The organism is Duganella sp. HH101 (assembly GCF_001758795.1).
GTDB lineage: Bacteria > Pseudomonadota > Gammaproteobacteria > Burkholderiales > Burkholderiaceae_D > Rugamonas > Rugamonas rivuli.
The window spans coordinates 88,817-107,454 of sequence record NZ_LRON01000006.1 but is presented as its reverse complement, the minus strand read 5'-3'; the positions used below and the strand labels follow the sequence as shown (position 1 = coordinate 107,454).

The following is an 18,638-nucleotide window of genomic DNA, read 5'->3' as shown; positions in this document are numbered from 1 at the left end:
GCACATGCAAACCAAACCTTACCTGTCGCTTGCCGACATCAAGAAAATCGCCGCCGGCGCCGAAGCCGAGGCTGTGGCCAACAACTGGCCTGTGGTGATCGCCATCGTCGACGACGGCGGCCACCTGCTGTGGTTGCAGCGCCAGGACGGCGCCGCACCGCTGTCGTCGCACATCGCTCCCGCCAAGGCGCGCGTATCGGCGCTGGGCCGCCGCGAATCGAAGATCTACGAAGACATGATCAACAACGGCCGCACCGCCTTCCTGAGCGCCCCGGCGCCGATGGCCGACGGCCTGCTGGAAGGCGGCGTGCCCATCATCGTTGACGGCCACGTCATCGGCGCCGTCGGCGTCTCGGGCGTCAAGTCGGCCGAAGATGTGCAGGTCGCCAAAGCCGGTATCGCCGCGCTGAATTAATTTACAACGTTTCTCCGAAGTGCCGCCCGACTCGCGTCCGGCGGCATTTTTTTCGTCGCAGATGCGCCAGCTGGCATTGCCAAGAGAGGGGGATTTGGTTATAATTCAAAGGTTTAGCCAATCTCACCTCTACCGTAGCGACTACCACTCACTCCATCATCAATTGACCTTCCACCCTGGCCTGCGACGGCGGGGGATACACGACGGTCGTCTGACGTGGCGCAGCTACGGTAACTTTATCAGGAGTTGCCCTTGCCGCCATTTTTTTCTGGCCCTGCCGTTCCAGCCATACTGGCCCTCGCTGACGGTACCATTTTCAAAGGTTTTTCGATCGGCGCCGCCGGTCATACAACCGGCGAAGTGGTCTTCAATACGTCCATGACCGGCTATCAGGAAATCCTGACCGATCCTTCCTACAGCCGTCAGATCGTCACCCTGACGTATCCGCATATCGGCAATACCGGCGTCAATCCGGAAGACGTCGAATCCACCAAAGTCCACACGGCCGGTTTAATCATCCGTGACCTGCCGCTGATGGCGTCGAATTTCCGCTCCACCCAATCGCTGTCCGATTACCTGAAGGCCGAGAACATCGTCGGCATCGCCGGTATCGACACCCGCAAGCTGACCCGCATCCTGCGCGAGAAGGGCGCCCAGTCCGGCGCCATCCTGGTCGGCACGCAAGGCAACGAGCCGTCGGCGTCGCAAGCGCTGGACCTGGCCCGCTCCTTCCCCGGCATCGCCGGCATGGACCTGGCCAAGGTCGTCACCGTCAAGGCGGCCTACGACTTCACCGAAACCGAATGGACGCTGGGCGAAGGCTACGGCAAACTGACGGATCCTAAGTTCCACGTGGTGGCCTACGACTTCGGCGTCAAGCGCAACATCCTGCGCGTGCTGACCGCGCGCGGCTGCAAAGTCACCGTCGTGCCGGCGCAAACCACCGCCGACGAAGTGCTGGCGCTGAACCCGGACGGCGTGTTCCTGTCGAACGGCCCAGGCGACCCTGAGCCATGCGACTACGCGATCGCCGCCGCCAAGGTCTTCATGGCCAAGAAGCTGCCGCTGTTCGGCATCTGCCTCGGCCACCAGATCATGGGCCTGGCCTCGGGCGCGAAAACCCTGAAGATGAAATTCGGCCACCACGGCGCCAACCACCCGGTGCAGGACCTGGACAGCAAACAAGTGCTGATCACGTCCCAGAACCACGGCTTCGCCGTCGACCCGGACACCTTGCCGGCCAACTGCCGCGTAACCCACAAATCGCTGTTCGACGGTTCGCTGCAGGGCTTCGCCCGCACCGACACGCCGGCCTTCTGCTTCCAGGGCCACCCTGAAGCATCGCCCGGCCCGACTGACGTCGCTTACCTGTTTGACCGCTTCATCGGCATGATGGAAGCAACGGAGAAAAAATAAGATGCCTAAACGTACAGACATTAAAAGTATTCTGATTATTGGCGCTGGCCCGATCATCATCGGCCAGGCTTGCGAGTTCGATTATTCCGGCGCACAGGCCTGCAAGGCCCTGCGCGAAGAGGGCTATAAAGTCATCCTGGTCAACAGCAATCCAGCGACCATCATGACCGACCCGGAAATGGCCGACGTCACCTACGTCGAGCCGATCACCTGGCAGGTCGTGGAACGCATCATCGCCAAGGAAAAGCCGGACGCGATCCTGCCGACCATGGGCGGCCAGACCGCGCTGAACTGCGCGCTGGACCTGCATCGCCACGGCATCCTCGACAAGTACAAAGTCGAGCTGATCGGCGCCACGCCGGAAGCCATCGACAAGGCCGAAGACCGTTCCAAGTTCAAGGACGCGATGACCAAGATCGGCCTGGGTTCGGCCAAGTCGGGCGTCTCGCACACCATGGAAGAATCGTGGGCCGTGCAGCGCACGCTGGGCTTCCCGGTCATCATCCGTCCGTCGTTCACGATGGGCGGCACCGGCGGCGGCATCGCCTACAACGAAGAAGAATTCGAGACCATCTGCAAACGCGGCCTGGAAGCTTCGCCGACCTCCGAACTGCTGATCGAAGAATCGCTGATCGGCTGGAAAGAGTACGAGATGGAAGTGGTGCGCGACAAGGCGGACAACTGCATCATCATCTGCTCGATCGAAAACCTGGATCCGATGGGCGTGCACACCGGCGACTCGATCACCGTGGCGCCGGCACAGACGCTGACCGACAAGGAATACCAGATCATGCGCAACGCCTCGCTGGCGGTGCTGCGTGAGATCGGCGTCGACACCGGCGGCTCCAACGTGCAGTTCTCGATCAACCCGGCCGACGGCCGCATGATCGTCATCGAAATGAATCCGCGCGTATCGCGTTCGTCGGCACTGGCGTCGAAAGCCACCGGCTTCCCGATCGCGAAAGTGGCGGCCAAGCTGGCCGTGGGCTTCACGCTGGACGAGCTGCGCAACGAGATCACCGGCGGCGCGACCCCGGCCTCGTTCGAACCGTCGATCGACTACGTCGTCACCAAGATCCCGCGCTTCACGTTCGAGAAGTTCCCGACCGCCGACCACCACCTCACCACGCAAATGAAATCGGTCGGCGAAGTGATGGCGATCGGCCGCACCTTCCAGGAATCGTTCCAGAAAGCGCTGCGCGGCCTGGAAGTCGGCGTCGACGGCCTGAACGAAAAAACCAAGGACCGCGAGAAGATCGAAGAAGAACTGGGCGAGCCTGGTCCTGAACGCATCTGGTACGTGGGCGATGCGTTCGCCCAGGGCTTCACGCTGGAAGAGGTGCACAACCTGACCAAGATCGATCCGTGGTTCCTGATCCAGATTAAGGAGATCGTGGACCTGGAACTGTGGATGGACACGCAGAAGCTGGACCAGATCGACAAGCCTACGCTGTACAAGCTGAAGCAAAAAGGCTTCTCGGACCGCCGCCTGGCCTTCCTGCTGCAGACCGATGCCAAGGCCGTGCGCGCCAAGCGCCACGAACTGAACATCCGTCCGGTGTACAAGCGCGTGGACACCTGCGCCGCGGAGTTCTCGACCAACACCGCCTACATGTATTCGACCTACGATGAAGAGTGCGAGTCCAACCCGACCGACAAGAAAAAGATCATGGTGCTGGGCGGTGGCCCTAACCGTATCGGCCAGGGTATCGAATTCGACTACTGCTGCGTACACGCGGCGCTGGCGATGCGCGAAGACGGCTACGAGACCATCATGGTCAACTGCAATCCGGAGACCGTGTCGACCGACTACGATACCTCGGACCGCCTGTACTTCGAATCGCTGACGCTGGAAGACGTGCTGGAAATCGTCGACCTGGAAAAGCCGGTCGGCGTGATCGTCCAGTACGGCGGCCAGACCCCGTTGAAACTGGCGCTGGACCTGGAAGCCAATGGCGTGCCTATCGTCGGCACCTCGCCGGACATGATCGACGCCGCCGAAGACCGCGAGCGTTTCCAGCAGATGCTGCACAAGCTGAATCTGCGCCAGCCGCCTAACCGCACCGCGCGCACCGAAGCCGACGCCCTGGCGCTGGCGCAGGAAATCGGCTACCCGCTGGTGGTGCGTCCTTCCTACGTGCTGGGCGGCCGCGCGATGGAAATCGTCCACGAGCAGCGCGACCTGGAGCGCTACATGCGCGAAGCGGTCAAGGTATCGCACGATTCGCCGGTGCTGCTGGACCGCTTCCTGAACGACGCCATCGAGTGCGACGTCGATTGCATCTCCGACGGCGAAACCACCTTCATCGGCGGCGTGATGGAACACATCGAGCAGGCCGGCGTGCACTCGGGCGACTCCGCCTGCTCGCTGCCGCCTTACTCGCTCGCGCAAGAGACCATCGATGAACTGAAGCGCCAGACTTCGCTGATGGCCAAGGGCCTGAACGTGGTCGGCCTGATGAACGTGCAGTTCGCGATCCAGAAGCAGGAACGCGACGGCGAACTGCGCGACGTGGTCTACGTGCTGGAAGTGAACCCGCGCGCATCGCGTACCGTGCCGTTCGTGTCGAAGGCCACCGGCCTGCAACTGGCGAAGATCGCCGCGCGTTGCATGGTCGGCCAGACCTTGGCACAACAAGGCATCACCAAGGAAGTCGTGCCACCTTACTTCAGCGTCAAGGAAGCCGTGTTCCCGTTCGTGAAATTCCCGGGCGTCGACACCATCCTCGGACCCGAGATGAAATCGACCGGTGAAGTCATGGGTGTCGGCAAGACCTTCGGCGAAGCCTTCGTCAAGTCGCAGCTGGGCGCGGGCATCAAGCTGCCGAAATCGGGCAAGGTGTTCCTGTCGGTGAAATCGTCGGACAAGCCGCGCGCCGTGAAAGTGGCGCGCGACCTGGTGGACATCGGCTTCACGCTGGTGGCGACCAAGGGCACCGCCGCCGTCATCGCGGCGGCCGGCATTCCGGTCACGCCGGTGAACAAGGTGGTCGAAGGCCGTCCGCACGTGGTCGACATGATCAAGAACCACGAAATCGTCCTGGTCATCAACACGGTGGAAGAGAAGCGCAGCGCCATCACGGACTCGCGCCAGATCCGCACCTCGTCGCTGGCTTCGCGCGTGACGACCTACACCACCATCGCCGGCGCGGAAGCGGCGGTCGAGGGCATCCGTCATTTGGACGAGTTGCAAGTGTACGATTTACAAGGGCTGCATAAAACCTTACACTAAGGTTCTTTCGTCGCCTCGGTGACGGGAAACAGTACCTTTTAACCACAGAGCTCGCGCTGCAGGTTGGCGTGGCCTCTGTGGTTTTCCATTGTAACAACAGAGTAAATATAAACATGACTTCAGTTCCACTTACCAAGTTCGGCGCAGAACTCCTGAAAGAAGAGTTGCACCAGTTGAAGACCAAAGAACGCCGTATCGTGATCGACGCGATTGCTGAAGCGCGTTCGCATGGCGATCTGTCGGAAAACGCCGAGTACGATGCCGCCAAGGAGCGCCAGGCGTTCGTCGAAGGCCGCATCGCGGAACTGGAAGGTAAGCTGAGCGCAGCACAAATCATCGACCCGACCACGCTGGACGCCGATGGCCGCGTGGTGTTCGCCTCGACCGTGGACCTGGAAGACCTGGATTCGGGCGCGAAAGTGACCTACCAGATCGTCGGCCTGGACGAAGCGGACCTGAAACTGAGCAAGGTATCGGTGACGTCGCCGATCGCCCGCGCGCTGATCGGCAAGTCGGCCGGCGACGTGGTGGAAGTGCAGGCGCCGTCCGGCCCGCGCGAATACGAAATCCTGGAAGTGCGTTATATCTGATGCTGCTCGCGCGTACACGTTTGCTGGTCGCGACGCTGTGGGCGGGCAGTTTGTGGGCAGTCGGCTATCTGGCCGCGCCGACGCTGTTCGCCACGCTGAGCGACCGGGTGCTGGCAGGCACGATAGCCGCCAGCCTGTTCAAGAATCAAGCCTGGCTGTCGATCGCCTGCGCACTGGTGATGCTGGTGCTGCTGTGGGTGAGCAAAGGCGCCGAGACGGGCGGCATCTTCGCCGGTTCGGCCGCGAACTCGGCCGCCAAGACGCGCCGCACGCTGCTGGTGGTGGTCATCGCCATGCTGGGGTGCACGCTGGTGTCGCACTTCGGCCTGCAGCCGATGATGGCCGCATTGCGTGCCGCGGCGGGGCCGGGCGGTGTGATGGAAGGCGCCGCCAAGAATGAATTCGGCATGTTGCACGGCATTTCCAGCAGCATCTACCTGGTGCAGAGCTTGCTGGCCGCGTGGCTGGTGGTGAAACAGTAATACAGTAATAACGGTAATAACAGTTTCGTCCTTTCCCAGGCGGGAAAGGACGATGCATCAGGCTTACTTCGAGCCCAGTGCGCTCTTCTTGGTCGACTTCTGCAGTGGCTTGGCGCGTTTGATATTGCCGCCTTGCGTCACGCGTTCATTTCCCTTGAGCAGTACCTTGGTAACAGACGGGCGCTTGGTGCCGCTTGGGCTAGGCTTGACGATGGTGACTTCGCGCAGGCCTTTGCCGGAGGACGAACGGACTTTTTCCGTTTCAACCTTCGGGCGGTACAGCACCAGCAGCTTGCCGATGTGTTGCACAGGAGCAGCATCCAGCTTTTCGCAGATGGTGTCGTACATGGCGGCACGGGCTTCGCGGTCGTCGCCGAAGACGCGGACCTTGATCAGGCCGTGCGAGTCCAGGCCCAGCGAGATTTCCTTGAGGACGTTGGCTGTCAGGCCGGCCTCGCCGATCAGGACGATAGGCTTGAGACCATGCGCTTCGGCGCGCAGAGCGCTGCGCTCAACAGGTGTAAGTTTTTGCATAATATATTTTTAGTGGTTCCCTTAAAGGCAGTATTCTACGCGAATGAAGAAGAAGAAATTAAACAAAAACTGGTTACACGACCACATTAACGACCCTTACGTGAAATTAGCGCAAAAAGAGGGCTACCGCGCCCGCGCCGCTTTCAAGCTCAAGGAGATCGATGAGGACGAGAACCTGATCAAGCCCGGCCAGGTCATCGTCGACCTCGGCTGCACTCCCGGCAGCTGGGGGCAATACGCGCGTCGCAAGCTGGCCGGCAAGGAGGGCGGGGGCATCAACGGCACGCTGATCGGCCTCGACCTGCTGCCGATGGAGCCTATCGCCGACTTCCACTTCATCCAGGGCGATTTCCGCGAGCCCGAGGTGCTGCAACTGCTGGAAGATCATGTCAAAGGTCAAAAAGTTGACCTGGTGTTATCGGATATGGCGCCCAATCTGTCCGGTATTCCGGATTCCGACGCCGCGCGCATGGAGCATCTGATCGATTTGGCAATTGAATTCTCCCAGGCCCATTTGAAACCGACCGGCTCGCTGCTGGTGAAGTGTTTTAAAGACATGGGTTTTAACGATATCGTGCTCAAATTCCGCCGCGAATTCAAAACTGTGATTCAGAAAAAGCCGAAAGCCAGCCGCGACAAGTCGTCCGAGATTTTCCTGCTGGGGCGCGGCCTGAAAAACCCGACCGACGGCATGTTGTCGGCGCAAGCGCTGGAATCTGACGAATTCCCCCCGGGACGCCCTTGATATTTGCCGCTCGGGCCGCACATCGGCACAGTGAGGATCAGTTTTGACTTGATCGCACCGGTATTTTGGTCAAATAATGTGTTTTTTAGGCTGGAGTTTGGCCGCACGCGTAAGCGGGCTTCTGGCACCGCCTGCTTATTGCGAGTAAAATCGGGTTTCTAGCTATAGGTAAAAGATGCGCCCTGCATCCAAGGAGTTTTCGTGAATAACATGTTTTCCAAATCAGCCATCTGGGTAGTTGTCGTACTGCTCCTGCTCATGCTGTACAAGCAGTTCGATAGCCATGGCGTCGCAGGTGGCAGCAAAACCATCGCTTATTCCGAGCTGCTGGATGAAGTCAAGGCCAAGCGGATTAAGGATGTGTTGATCGAAGGTACGGCCATCACCGCCACCCGCAGCGATGACACCAAGGTGCGCGCCACCGCCACCGGCCTCGATCGCGGCCTGGTCGGCGACCTGCGCGACAACGGCGTGCACTTCGACGTGCGTCCGCCTGAAGAGCCATCGTTCCTGCAGCAAGTGTTCGTTTCCTGGTTCCCGATGCTGTTGCTGATCGGCGTGTGGATTTTCTTCATGCGTCAGATGCAGGGCGGCGGCAAGGGCGGCGCTTTCTCCTTCGGTAAATCGAAGGCGCGCATGATGGACGAAACCAATAACACCGTCACCTTCGCCGACGTCGCCGGTTGCGACGAAGCGAAGGAAGAAGTCAACGAAATCGTCGACTTCCTCAAGGATCCAAGCAAATTCCAGAAACTGGGCGGCCGTATTCCACGCGGCGTGCTGATGGTTGGTCCTCCGGGCACGGGTAAGACCCTGCTGGCGCGCGCCATCGCCGGCGAAGCCAAGGTGCCGTTCTTCTCGATCTCCGGTTCGGACTTCGTTGAAATGTTCGTCGGCGTCGGCGCGTCCCGCGTGCGCGACATGTTCGAGAACGCCAAGAAGCATTCGCCTTGCATCATCTTCATCGACGAGATCGACGCGGTCGGTCGTCATCGCGGCGCCGGCATGGGCGGCGGCAACGACGAACGCGAACAGACGCTGAACCAGCTGCTGGTGGAAATGGACGGCTTCGAAGCCTCGTCCGGCGTGATCGTGGTGGCCGCCACCAACCGCGCCGACGTGCTGGACAAGGCGCTGCTGCGTCCGGGCCGTTTCGACCGTCAAGTCTCGGTCGGCCTGCCGGACATCCGCGGCCGTGAACAGATCCTGAACGTGCACATGCGCAAAGTGCCTATCGGCACCGACGTCAAGGCCGACATCCTGGCCCGCGGCACGCCTGGCTTCTCGGGCGCCGACCTGGCCAACCTGGTCAACGAGGCTGCGCTGTTCGCCGCGCGCCGCAGCAAGCGCCTGGTCGACATGATCGACTTCGAAGATGCCAAGGACAAGATCTTCATGGGCCCTGAGCGCAAGTCGATGGTCATCCGCGAGGAAGAACGCCGCAACACCGCGTATCACGAGTCCGGCCACGCCGTGGTCGCCAAGCTGCTGCCCAAGGCCGATCCGGTCCACAAAGTGACCATCATGCCGCGCGGCTGGGCACTGGGCCTGACCTGGCAGCTGCCTGAGCACGACAATATCTCGGGCTACAAGGACAAGATGCTGGAAGAAATTTCCATCCTGTTCGGCGGCCGCATCGCCGAAGAGATCTTCGTCGGCCAGATGTCGACCGGCGCCTCGAACGACTTCTCGCGCGCCACCAAGCTGGCCCGCTCGATGGTGACGCGCTTCGGCATGTCCGACAGCATGGGCGTGATGGTCTACGAAGACAGCCAGAACGATGGCTTCTTCGGCGGCGCCTCGAAGACGATTTCCGAAGCGACCCAGCAAATGGTCGATGCCGAGATCCGCGCCATCCTGGATCAGCAATATCAACTGGCGCGCAAGCTGCTGGAAGAGAACCGCGACAAGGTCGAAGTGATGACCAAGGCGCTGATGGAGTGGGAAACCATCGATGCCGACCAGATCAACGACATCATGGCCGGCCTGGAGCCGCGCGCGCCGAAAGCCGGCGTGACCATCCGCAAGCAGCCGCCTAGCGACGGCGGTTCGGGCGTATCGCCCAGCGTGACCGCGCCAGCCTGATACGTGGCTGGGCAGTAGCATAGAGGGGTGGGGAGCAATCCTCGCCCTTTTTTTATTTTTCTTCCGGTTACACATGCGATCCACATTACAGTTCGGCCGTTTCAACTATCCGTGGCGGGGCGATCGCGTCCGCGCCCGCGTGATGGGCATCCTCAACGTCACCCCCGATTCGTTTTCCGACGGCGGTCAGCACCAGTCGCTGGAGTTCGCCATCTCGCATGCCGAGCAGATGATATTGGACGGCGTCGACATCATCGACGTCGGCGGCGAATCGAGCCGCCCCGGCGCGCCGCCGCTGCCGCTGGAGCAGGAGCTGCAGCGCGTGATGCCGGTGCTGTACGCGCTGCGCGATATCGGCCCGGCCATCTCGGTCGACACCTACAAGCCGCAGGTGATGCGCGAAGCCATCATCGCCGGCGTCGACATGATCAACGACATCAACGGCTTCCGCGCGCCCGGCGCCATCGATGCGGTGCGCGACAGCGACTGCGGCTTGTGTATCATGCACATGCAAAGCGATCCACAGCATATGCAACTGGCGCCCAGCTACACCGACGTGGTGGCCGAAGTCAGCGCCTTCCTGCGCGAGCGCATCGAAACGCTGACGGCGGCCGGCATTGATCCGCGTCGTCTCTGCATCGATCCGGGTTTTGGATTTGGCAAGACTGTGGAGCATAATTACGCCTTGTTGAAAGCCACCGGGCAATTGATCGCGGAGCTGGATGTGCCGCTGCTGGCCGGCCTGTCGCGCAAGTCCATGGTGGGCGCGGTGACGGGCAAACCGGTCGAGCAGCGCATGGCCGGCAGCGTCGGCGGCGCACTGGCGGCGGTGGCGCAGGGCGCGCTGATCGTGCGCGTGCACGATGTGGCGGAAACGGTGGATGCGCTAAAAGTATGGCAGGCAGGATTTAACCTACAACGATAAAGAGAATACACAATGTCACGTAAATATTTTGGAACTGACGGCATCCGCGGCCTGGTGGGCGTATCGCCGATCACGCCGGACTTCGTCATGCGTCTCGGTTACGCGGCCGGCAAGGTGCTGGCGGGCAGCCGTAGCGGCTCGGCCCGGCCGACTGTTTTGATCGGCAAGGACACGCGCATTTCCGGCTACATGCTGGAAGCTGCGCTGGAGGCGGGCTTTTCGGCCGCCGGCGTGGATGTCATGCTGGCCGGCCCGATGCCGACCCCGGCCATCGCCTACCTGACGCGCGCGCTGCGCCTGTCGGCCGGCGTGGTGATCTCGGCTTCGCACAACCCGTTCCAGGACAACGGCATCAAATTCTTCTCCGGCCAGGGCACCAAGCTGCCGGACTCGGTCGAGCTGGAAATCGAAGCCGCGCTGGACGAGCCGATGGCTTGCGTGGCCTCGGAAAAGCTGGGCCGCGCCAAGCGCCTGGACGATGCGCAGGGCCGCTACATCGAATTCTGCAAGAGCACCTTCCCGAACGAGCTGGACCTGCGCGGCCTGAAGCTGGTGGTCGATTGCGCCCACGGCGCCGCCTACAATATCGCGCCGCACGTGTTCCACGAGCTGGGCGCTGAAGTCATCGCCATCGGCAACAAGCCGGACGGCTTCAACATCAACCTGGGCCACGGCGCCACCGCGCCGGACGCCATGGCCGCCGCCGTGCGCGCCCACGGCGCCGACCTCGGCATCGCGCTGGACGGCGACGCCGACCGCCTGATCATGTGCGACGCCAACGGCCGCCTGTACAACGGCGACGAGCTGCTGTACCTGATGGTGATGGACCGCCTGGCGACCGGCCCCGTGGCTGGCGCGGTCGGCACGCTGATGACCAATATGGCGGTCGAAGTGGCGCTGAAAGAGAGGGGCATCGGTTTCGCGCGCGCCAAGGTCGGCGACCGCTACGTGCTGGAAGTGATGAAGGACAAGGGCTGGCTGCTGGGCGGCGAGGGCTCCGGCCACCTGCTGTGCCTGGACAAGCACACCACCGGCGACGGCATCATCTCCGCGTTGCAGGTGCTGTCGGCGTTGAAGCGCGCCGGCAAGTCGCTGGAGCAGTGCGCCGGCGACCTGGTGATCTTCCCGCAGACGCTGGTCAACGTGCGCGTCTCGCCAGGCTTCGACTGGACCAAGAACGCCGCCATGGTCGCGGAAAAGGAATTGGTCGAGCGCGAGCTGGGCGACAGCGGCCGCGTGCTGATCCGCGCCTCCGGCACGGAACCGTTGATACGCGTGATGGTCGAAGCACGTAACGCCGACGATGCGCAGTCGATGGCGCGCCGCATCGCCGACAAGGTGGAAGCGCAACTGGCAGCGTAAAATTTCAACAGTGTAATAAATCGCCTGCCTGTCATTGACGTAGGGAGGGGCAGGCGTTAGAATACTGTCTTCGGAGTGTGGCGCAGCCCGGTAGCGCACCTGGTTTGGGACCAGGGGGTCCAAGGTTCGAATCCTTGTACTCCGACCAAGAACTTTTAAAACGGGTTGTCGAAAGACAGCCCGTTTTTCATTTCCGCGACGTGTTCTCGTCGCGATATATCTGCCCATAGCTCAGTTGGATAGAGCATCAGCCTTCTAAGCTGAGGGTCGCAGGTTCGATTCCTGCTGGGCAGGCCAGATTCCATTTCCACCCGCTGTACAGATTTTAGCCGTGGTGCGTTTCGCCCGGCTGCGTTGCTGATAGGGCCATGCCAAGTTTGAAAAATATATTGCTGACCTTAATGATCTTGGGGCTTTCTGGAGCAGCGATGTCTGCAGATGCCTTATGCTCTGGAAAATCCATCAAGCCGGTCCCTCCGTCTGTTGCCGTTGAGTCCTTGGTTCGACTCAGCGGTGAGCAATTGATGAATGCCGAGCGCATATTGGGGGAGACGAAGTTGAAAGCGGTTGATCCAGCGCGCATCGGCATGCCGGCGATTTCCGGCCAGGTCCACTATTTGGTTCGTGCCGCGGCTTTTGCACGGGCATCCAATTATTTCAAAGGCAGGATATTGGATCGCACCGTGTATGTGTCGGCACACATGCTGGGCCATGTGCGCGAAGTTGAGCCGGCTGTTGTGACGTTCTCGTCGCCGATTTCGCTTGATGCGGTGGAGTGCGCATACTTCGCAACGGAGTAAGTTTGTTTCGCGGGCAGGGTGTTGCCCAGCCTGGAAGCGAGCGTACCGCACGTTCTCTTTTGTCCCGGTTGCTTGCGACCTGCCTGGTGGCAAGCGATACGCCGCTTGGGCCGGTGCGCCTTGGCTTGCCGCTGGATGCGCTGCAATTTCTGCGGCCGGAACTCTGCTCTGAGGCCGCAGTTTCTACCACCGCTTGAGACCTTAAATCCGGTCCGTCTCCCGCCGCACCACGCGCCCGATGATGATGCACTCACCCTCGCGGCAGCTCTTGCGGCGGTGGCGTTGCTGGTCCTGGTTGTCCGAGGTCAGCCACCAGTCGCCGCGGTCGCGCGTCAGGCGCTTGACCACGGCCTGGCCTTCGTAGTTGACCGCAAACACCACGCCATCCTCCATCGCCGTGTCTGCGGTGTTGATGATCACCAGGTCGCCCGCGTACAGATTGGGCTCCATGCTCTCGCCTTTGACCGCGATGGCGATCAGCCGTTCGGGGATGTAGCCGTGGCGGTCGGCCCAGTTCTTGGAAACGCTTAATTTGCTACCGTCGTAAATCTCTGGAACAGTCTGAAAACCCGTCATACCTGCCGATAGCTGAAGTTGCACTTTGCGAATTTCGTAAAAATCTGGATCGCCCGCATCCGCCACCACCACCTGCCGATACTCCCGTTCGACGCCGCCGCTGCGCTCCCTCGGCTCGCGGCCTTCGTGCAACCATTCGAACCTGACATTGCAGGTCGCCGCCAGCTGGGCCAGCGTCTGCGTCTCCGGGCCTTTCTTGCCCACGCCCTTGAGTATGCGGTTGATCGTCGGCTGCGGTACGCCGGAGGCGCGCGCGAGGGCGCTCTGGGTGGTGAACCCAGCCTCTTTCATAGCTTCATCGAGTCTGCTTGCGATATCCATGGCACGAACTATACGTGCATGAATAAAAATACGCAATAATTTATTCATTCAGGTATTGATTGCCTATCCATTCGCGTATATTCTGTGTCCATGAATAAAAATATTTCGAATTTCCCACGTTCCAACCACCTGCCCATGCCGCTGACGCCGGGCGACTGCGACCTGCGCGACTTCACCTTCATGCCGCTCGATGTGCTGCGGCTGCGCGACAGCGATATCTCGGCCATCGTCAGCGGCGACGAGTTCCGCGCCGCCGTGCTGCTGTGGTGCGCGTCGTGGCATCAGATCCCCGCCGCCAGCATTCCCGACGACGACGTGGTGCTGGCGCAGCTGGCCGGCTACGGACGCGTCGTCCGGGAGTGGAGCAAGCTGCGCGCCGGCGCGCTGCACGGCTGGATCAAGTGCGCGGACGGCCGCCTGTACCACCCCATCGTGGCGGAGAAGGCCAACGAAGCCTGGCAGGCCAAGCGCGCCCAGCGCTGGAAGACCGAGTGCGCGCGCATCAAGAAGCACAACCAGCGCCATGGCCAGGACTTGCCGTTCCCCACGCTGGAAGCATTCCTGGCCGACGACGGCGCGCCGCTGTCCCGCGCCTGTCCCCCGGGACCGGCCTTCCAAGAGACAGAGACAGGGACAGAGACAGGGAAAAGTTTACCAGCCAGAGCACAGGCCGCAGACGACGCTCCGCCACCGCCCATGTCCCGCATCGGCGAGCTGTGCCGGCGACTGCGCCAGCTCGGCATTGCCGCCGCGCCCGGCCTGTTCGCCAAGCCGGGCTGGGCGCCGGTGCTGCAGCGGCTGGACGATGAGTTCATCGTCGCCGTGGTGGCGCAGAAGCTGCGCGCCCATCCCGGCGAACATTTCAGCGCCGCTTATTTCCTGCCGGTCTTGAGCGACTTGGTGCGCAACCCCGGCAAGCCCGCCCAACCATCTTTCGGAGGAACCCATGCAGAACGCCAGCGCGTACTTGACCAACTCACGGGCCGTCACGGCGGCGGCGAGCAGCACACCATCGACGGCCAAGCCCGTCTCGTCGGATAGCGTGGAGCGCCTGTTCGCGGAATTCGAACTGCTGTACGGCAGCCGCCTGGCCGACCTGTGGCGCGGCACCGACGTGCGCGGCGTCAAGGAGAACTGGCGCAGCAAGCTGGCCGGGATGTCGGTGGGCGAAGTGCGGCGCGGCGTGGCCGCCTGCCTGGCCCGGCCGTGGCCGCCCACGCTGCCGGAATTCCTGCAGCTGTGCCGGCCGCCGACGGATGCCGAGGCCATGTTCGCCGAGGCGCAGTGCCAGGTCAGCCGCCGCGCCTTCGGCGACGACCACTGGCCGTGCAAGGCGCTGTACTGGGCCGCCGTCGAATTTACCTTTGCCGATCTGCGCGCGCTGGCCTGGCCGAACGCCCGCGCCCGCTGGACCCGCATCCTGACCGCCAAGCTGGCGCACGAGCACGAACTGGCCGACGTACCGCGCCCGGTGCCCGCGCTGCCGGCGCCCGGCCAGGCGCTGACCGATGTGCACACCGCCCGCATGCGGCTGCAGGCAATCAAGGCGCTGTTGAAGAACAACCCAACCAATACCAGCAACACTTAAGGAGCACAGATCTATGTTCATCATCGAAGAAGAAGCACTGTTCAGCAGCGCGCACGCCGCGCTGGTTTTCGCATTCAATTTCTCCGGCCAGCAGTACGACAAGTCCATGATGGCGCGCATGGCCTCCGGACCGACCAGGGAAGGGAAGGGCCTGGGCGGCCTCGATGGCGCGGCCCAGGCCGGCATGATAAGGGCCGAGCTCGACCGCCTCGATCCGCTGCTGATGCACATCCTGATCGCGCGCGTGGCGCCGCCGGCCGTGCCTTGCGATTGCGGCCGCAACTGCTGCGCCGGCTCCAAGCCGAACAAGGTGTGGGTCGACGCCATCCTGTTCCTGACCGAGCGCGCGCTGGGCGAGATGTCCGGCCTGCTGTCGCACTACCTGCTGCGTCGCGGCATCATCGAGCGCTGCTTCGGCGTCAAGCACAACCTGGCCGACCTGGCCGACCAGTGCGGCGTGCATCGCGACACCGCCAGCGCGCACAACGCCAAGCTGGTGCGTTGGCTGAAGGGCGCGCCGGCCAAGGGCCGCATGCCGGCCGTCAGCGGCGCCGAGCACAAGGCGTGGATCGCCGTCGGCGAACTGCTGCAACAAACAAAAATGATCGATTTTTAAAAAAGTGCTTGACCGTTCCGCAAAACACGCAGAGAATAGGTCTCACTTTGATAAGTTCAAGAAGTACGTCAAAAACCCGCCCAGTGCGGGTTTTTGCATTTCTGCGGCAGTTTTTCCTCGCGCCGCTTCCTCCCTTTCTTTTCTGGTGAACTCCATGGCCGATCAAACTGATGTCGCACTAGCGCTGGTGGCGGCGATCAGCGCCGCCGTTTATCCCAACGGTACCGGCGCTGCCTCCGTCACGGGCGTTACCGCCGTGATCTACGCCGGCTGGCCCAACGCCGCCACGCTCAACGCCGACCTGAGCGCCGGCAAGGCCCACGTGTCGGTATTCCCGACCGCCACCGAACGAGTCACGCAACCGGCCTGCAGCGACTGGATGGCGCAAGCCATACCGGCCTCCACGCTGAGCCTGACGGTAGGCGCCGGCACCGTGACGGTGGCGGGTACGCCGGCGGCGGGGCAGAACGCCGCCGTGCTGGCGGACGGCCTGCCGGTGGTCTACGCGGTGCGCGCCGGCGATACGCCGACCGCCGTCGCCACCGGCCTGGCCGCGCTGCTCAATGCGCTGCGTCCGGCCAGCAATGTCGGCGCCGTCGTCAGCGTGCCGGGCGTGCGCAAGCTGGTGGCGCGGGTCGGCGTCGGCGGCAGCAATATGCGCGTGCTGCGCCGGCAGGAAAAAGTGTTCCAGATTTCGGTCTGGGCCAATAGCGCCGCCGCGCGCGATCCGCTGGCCGCCGCCATCGACGTGGCGCTGGCCGGCGCCTGGCGCGTCGCGCTGGCCGACGGCACCAGCGGCACCTTGCGCTACAAGCGCAGCGTGCAAAACGATGCGATGGAAAATGCCACCATTTTCCGTCGCGATATTCTCTATGCCGTGGAGTACGCCATCACGGATAGTGCCAGCGCAACCCAGATCGTCGCCGAGCAGCTCGGCGTCGCGATGCAGTTCGCAACAGGTGGGCAGTACGGCGCGACGACGCTGTATTCGTAACGCCGTCTTCCACCTGCTTTCTTGCCCGCCATGTGCGGGCTTTTTTTATTTTTAGGAGGCTTACATGCCGGTATCACAGCAAGGCGCCATCAACACCACGGCGCTGATCGTTCCAGATCTCTACGTACAGATAGTGCCGCCCAGCGTGTCACTGCTGAATGGCGTACCGACCAATGTGCTCGGCATTGTCGGCACCGCCCAGTGGGGCCCGGTCAATTCCGCGTCGCCGGTGGGCAGCACCGCCGACTATGCGCGCATCCACGGCTCGCTGCAAAACCGCAAGTACGACATGGGCACCGCCCTGGCGGCCGCGGTCCAGCAGGGCGCCGCCAGCATGCGCTGCGTGCGCGTGACCGACGGCACCGACACGGCCGCCACCGCGGCCATCCAGTCGGCCGGCATCGCCGCCACCGGTTCGGTGGCGTTCACCGCCAATCCGGTGGCCGCCACCACGCTGACGCTGGCCGGCACCGTGGTGACGTTCGTCGCCAGCGGCGCGGTCGGCAACCAGGTCAACATCGGCGCCTCGCTGAGCGCGACGCTGGCGACGCTGCTGGCCTTCCTGCAGGCTTCGCTGGACGTCAACATCGACAAGTTCACCTTTGCGCTCAATGCCAATACGCTGAACCTGGCGGCGCTGCTGCCCGGCGTGGCCGGCAATACGCTGACCGTGGCCACCACCGTGGCGGGCGCCACCGCGTCCGGCGCCACGCTGGCCGGCGGCGTGGCCGGCACCCCGGCGCTGACGCTGAGCGGCAAGTACACCGGTTCGCTGGGCAACAGCCTGCAGGCCACCATCGCCGCCGGCAGCCAGACCGGCACCGCCAAGGTGACGCTGGCGCTGTCGGGCTTCGCGCCCGAGGTATTCGACAACATCCCCGGCGCCGGCAATGCGCTGTGGGTGAATATGGCGGCGGCCATCAACAACGGCAACAGCGTCGCGCGTCCGGCGTCGGTGCTGGTGTCGGCGGTGGCCGGCGCGGCGGTCGGCGTGCCGGCGTATGCCAGCTCGAACTTCGCCGGCGGCACCGACGGCGCCAACAACATCACCGGCGCGCTGCTGCTCGGTTCCGACCTGGGCAGCCGCACCGGCATGTACAGCCTGCGCAGTTCCGGCGCGGCGGTGGCCATGCTGACCGATTGCGACGACATCAGCACCTTCGCGGCGCAGGCTGCGTTCGGCCTGTCCGAGGGCATCTACATGGTCGGCGTGACGCCGCAGGGCGACACCCCGGCGGCTGCGGCGGCGGCCAAGGCGGCGGCCAACATCGATTCGTATGCGTTCAAGCTGCTGCTGGGCGACTGGGTCTACTGGAGCGATCCGGTCAACGCCATCACCCGCGTCATCTCGCCGCAGGCGTTCGTGGCCGGCCTGCTGGCCAACCTGTCGCCGGAGCAGTCCAGCCTGAACAAGGCGCTGTACGGCATCGTCGCCACCCAGCGCAGCCTGCAGAACCGCGCCTACTCGGCGGCCGAGCTGCAAGTGCTGGGCCAGGCGGGCATCGATGTGATCGCCAATCCGGTGCCGGGCGGCGCTTACTTCGGTGCGCGCTTCGGCCACAACACCTCGTCCAACCCGGTCACGAACGGCGACAACTACACCCGCATGACCAACTACATCGCCTACACGCTCAACACCGGCATGGGCAAGTTCGTCGGCCGTTTGCAGTCCAGCCGTGCCGACGATCCGACCCGCCTGCAGGCCAAGGCCACGGTCGACGCCTTCCTGGCCAATATGCGGCAGCAGGGCCAGGTGGCGGACTTCTCCACCATCTGCGACCTGAGCAACAACCTGGTTCCGCGCATCGCCACCGGCTACATGCAGATGGACGCCAAGGTGCAGTACCTGTCGGTGGTCGAGAAGTTCCTGATCAATATGGAGGGCGGCCAGTCGGTGCAGGTCGCCCGCACCAGCACCGTGGCCGCCAACTAAGGCGGTTTTCACTTTCATCCATGC

17 protein-coding genes and 2 tRNA genes are annotated in these 18,638 nt (G+C 62.9%); 17 read left to right on the top strand and 2 right to left on the bottom strand.

Annotated elements, in window-relative coordinates; all coding sequences use genetic code 11:
• Window positions 1-4: 4 nt before the first annotated feature.
• The 5 genes from DUGA2_RS11785 (at window position 5) to DUGA2_RS11765 (ending at window position 6,135) form a co-directional block, all read left to right on the top strand.
• Window positions 5-415 carry a heme-binding protein gene (locus DUGA2_RS11785; RefSeq protein ID WP_008447352.1) on the top strand — a complete coding sequence of 137 codons (411 nt, stop codon included), beginning with the start codon at window positions 5-7 and terminating at the stop codon, window positions 413-415.
• A gap of 252 nt (window positions 416-667) precedes the next feature.
• Window positions 668-1,831, top strand: coding sequence for a glutamine-hydrolyzing carbamoyl-phosphate synthase small subunit (carA, locus tag DUGA2_RS11780; RefSeq protein ID WP_070269462.1), 1,164 nt, complete (start codon window positions 668-670; stop codon window positions 1,829-1,831).
• A 1-nt stretch (window position 1,832) separates the two neighbouring features.
• The gene (gene carB / locus DUGA2_RS11775; protein WP_008447357.1) at window positions 1,833-5,063 is read left to right on the top strand and encodes a carbamoyl-phosphate synthase large subunit; all 3,231 of its coding nucleotides are present in this window, start codon (window positions 1,833-1,835) and stop codon (window positions 5,061-5,063) included.
• Window positions 5,064-5,176: 113 nt separating this feature from the next.
• Entirely contained in the window at window positions 5,177-5,653 is a 477-nt protein-coding gene (gene greA, locus DUGA2_RS11770; RefSeq protein WP_008447358.1) for a transcription elongation factor GreA, read from the top strand.
• Window positions 5,653-6,135 carry a DUF4149 domain-containing protein gene (locus DUGA2_RS11765; RefSeq protein WP_070269461.1) on the top strand — a complete coding sequence of 161 codons (483 nt, stop codon included), beginning with the start codon at window positions 5,653-5,655 and terminating at the stop codon, window positions 6,133-6,135. Before greA ends, DUGA2_RS11765 begins: the two co-directional genes overlap by 1 nt.
• Before the next feature lie 63 nt (window positions 6,136-6,198).
• On the opposite strand, the gene DUGA2_RS11760 is transcribed toward DUGA2_RS11765, so the two are convergent.
• The gene (locus DUGA2_RS11760; RefSeq protein ID WP_070269460.1) at window positions 6,199-6,669 is read right to left on the bottom strand and encodes a YhbY family RNA-binding protein; all 471 of its coding nucleotides are present in this window, start codon (window positions 6,667-6,669) and stop codon (window positions 6,199-6,201) included.
• 43 nt (window positions 6,670-6,712) lie between these two features.
• Here DUGA2_RS11760 and DUGA2_RS11755 point away from each other — a divergent pair, with 43 nt between their 5' ends.
• The 7 genes from DUGA2_RS11755 to DUGA2_RS33440 all read left to right on the top strand — a co-directional run bounded on the left by DUGA2_RS11755 (window position 6,713) and on the right by DUGA2_RS33440 (window position 12,586).
• On the top strand, window positions 6,713-7,414 hold the full coding sequence (locus DUGA2_RS11755) for an RlmE family RNA methyltransferase (RefSeq protein ID WP_070269459.1): 702 nt from the start codon (window positions 6,713-6,715) through the stop codon (window positions 7,412-7,414).
• A gap of 210 nt (window positions 7,415-7,624) precedes the next feature.
• On the top strand, window positions 7,625-9,499 hold the full coding sequence (ftsH, locus tag DUGA2_RS11750; protein ID WP_083296293.1) for an ATP-dependent zinc metalloprotease FtsH: 1,875 nt from the start codon (window positions 7,625-7,627) through the stop codon (window positions 9,497-9,499).
• A gap of 73 nt (window positions 9,500-9,572) precedes the next feature.
• On the top strand, window positions 9,573-10,424 hold the full coding sequence (folP, locus tag DUGA2_RS11745) for a dihydropteroate synthase (RefSeq protein WP_070269457.1): 852 nt from the start codon (window positions 9,573-9,575) through the stop codon (window positions 10,422-10,424).
• Window positions 10,425-10,436: 12 nt separating this feature from the next.
• Window positions 10,437-11,786, top strand: coding sequence for a phosphoglucosamine mutase (glmM, locus tag DUGA2_RS11740; RefSeq protein ID WP_070269456.1), 1,350 nt, complete (start codon window positions 10,437-10,439; stop codon window positions 11,784-11,786).
• 71 nt (window positions 11,787-11,857) lie between these two features.
• Window positions 11,858-11,934 (top strand) — tRNA-Pro (locus DUGA2_RS11735).
• 72 nt (window positions 11,935-12,006) lie between these two features.
• Window positions 12,007-12,083: transfer RNA gene (locus DUGA2_RS11730), tRNA-Arg, on the top strand.
• Between the two features lie 71 nt (window positions 12,084-12,154).
• Window positions 12,155-12,586: a hypothetical protein gene (locus DUGA2_RS33440; RefSeq protein ID WP_141753240.1), complete on the top strand. Its 432-nt coding sequence runs from the start codon at window positions 12,155-12,157 to the stop codon at window positions 12,584-12,586.
• A 201-nt stretch (window positions 12,587-12,787) separates the two neighbouring features.
• On the opposite strand, the gene DUGA2_RS34455 is transcribed toward DUGA2_RS33440, so the two are convergent.
• Window positions 12,788-13,531, bottom strand: a complete 744-nt coding sequence (locus tag DUGA2_RS34455) for a LexA family transcriptional regulator (protein ID WP_141753239.1) — start codon at window positions 13,529-13,531, stop codon at window positions 12,788-12,790.
• 42 nt (window positions 13,532-13,573) lie between these two features.
• Here DUGA2_RS34455 and DUGA2_RS11715 point away from each other — a divergent pair, with 42 nt between their 5' ends.
• From DUGA2_RS11715 to DUGA2_RS34195, 5 genes are all read left to right on the top strand, one after another.
• The gene (locus DUGA2_RS11715; RefSeq protein ID WP_070269453.1) at window positions 13,574-14,524 is read left to right on the top strand and encodes a DUF1376 domain-containing protein; all 951 of its coding nucleotides are present in this window, start codon (window positions 13,574-13,576) and stop codon (window positions 14,522-14,524) included.
• Window positions 14,451-15,071, top strand: coding sequence for a hypothetical protein (locus DUGA2_RS11710; RefSeq protein WP_229214667.1), 621 nt, complete (start codon window positions 14,451-14,453; stop codon window positions 15,069-15,071). Before DUGA2_RS11715 ends, DUGA2_RS11710 begins: the two co-directional genes overlap by 74 nt.
• A 13-nt stretch (window positions 15,072-15,084) precedes the next feature.
• Window positions 15,085-15,687, top strand: a complete 603-nt coding sequence (locus DUGA2_RS11705; protein ID WP_229212287.1) for a DNA-binding protein — start codon at window positions 15,085-15,087, stop codon at window positions 15,685-15,687.
• A 154-nt stretch (window positions 15,688-15,841) separates the two neighbouring features.
• Entirely contained in the window at window positions 15,842-16,681 is an 840-nt protein-coding gene (locus DUGA2_RS11700; RefSeq protein WP_070269451.1) for a hypothetical protein, read from the top strand.
• A 64-nt stretch (window positions 16,682-16,745) separates the two neighbouring features.
• Complete coding sequence (locus tag DUGA2_RS34195) at window positions 16,746-18,614, top strand: phage tail sheath C-terminal domain-containing protein (RefSeq protein WP_071658894.1); 1,869 nt, start codon at window positions 16,746-16,748, stop codon at window positions 18,612-18,614.
• Window positions 18,615-18,638 lie beyond the last annotated feature (24 nt).

What these genes read in the sequence shown, in the direction of transcription:
- DUGA2_RS11765 (WP_070269461.1), top strand. Translation starts at nt 5,653, where the DNA reads ATGCTGCTCGCGCGTACACGTTTGCTGGTCGCGACGCTGTGGGCGGGC.
- folP (WP_070269457.1), top strand. Translation starts at nt 9,573, where the DNA reads ATGCGATCCACATTACAGTTCGGCCGTTTCAACTATCCGTGGCGGGGC.
- ftsH (WP_083296293.1), top strand. Translation starts at nt 7,625, where the DNA reads ATGTTTTCCAAATCAGCCATCTGGGTAGTTGTCGTACTGCTCCTGCTC.
- DUGA2_RS11755 (WP_070269459.1), top strand. Translation starts at nt 6,713, where the DNA reads ATGAAGAAGAAGAAATTAAACAAAAACTGGTTACACGACCACATTAAC.
- DUGA2_RS11700 (WP_070269451.1), top strand. Translation starts at nt 15,842, where the DNA reads ATGGCCGATCAAACTGATGTCGCACTAGCGCTGGTGGCGGCGATCAGC.
- DUGA2_RS34195 (WP_071658894.1), top strand. Translation starts at nt 16,746, where the DNA reads ATGCCGGTATCACAGCAAGGCGCCATCAACACCACGGCGCTGATCGTT.
- greA (WP_008447358.1), top strand. Translation starts at nt 5,177, where the DNA reads ATGACTTCAGTTCCACTTACCAAGTTCGGCGCAGAACTCCTGAAAGAA.
- carB (WP_008447357.1), top strand. Translation starts at nt 1,833, where the DNA reads ATGCCTAAACGTACAGACATTAAAAGTATTCTGATTATTGGCGCTGGC.
- DUGA2_RS34455 (WP_141753239.1), bottom strand. Translation starts at nt 13,531, where the DNA reads ATGAATAAATTATTGCGTATTTTTATTCATGCACGTATAGTTCGTGCC.
- DUGA2_RS33440 (WP_141753240.1), top strand. Translation starts at nt 12,155, where the DNA reads ATGCCAAGTTTGAAAAATATATTGCTGACCTTAATGATCTTGGGGCTT.
- DUGA2_RS11715 (WP_070269453.1), top strand. Translation starts at nt 13,574, where the DNA reads ATGAATAAAAATATTTCGAATTTCCCACGTTCCAACCACCTGCCCATG.
- glmM (WP_070269456.1), top strand. Translation starts at nt 10,437, where the DNA reads ATGTCACGTAAATATTTTGGAACTGACGGCATCCGCGGCCTGGTGGGC.
- DUGA2_RS11760 (WP_070269460.1), bottom strand. Translation starts at nt 6,669, where the DNA reads ATGCAAAAACTTACACCTGTTGAGCGCAGCGCTCTGCGCGCCGAAGCG.
- DUGA2_RS11785 (WP_008447352.1), top strand. Translation starts at nt 5, where the DNA reads ATGCAAACCAAACCTTACCTGTCGCTTGCCGACATCAAGAAAATCGCC.
- DUGA2_RS11705 (WP_229212287.1), top strand. Translation starts at nt 15,085, where the DNA reads ATGTTCATCATCGAAGAAGAAGCACTGTTCAGCAGCGCGCACGCCGCG.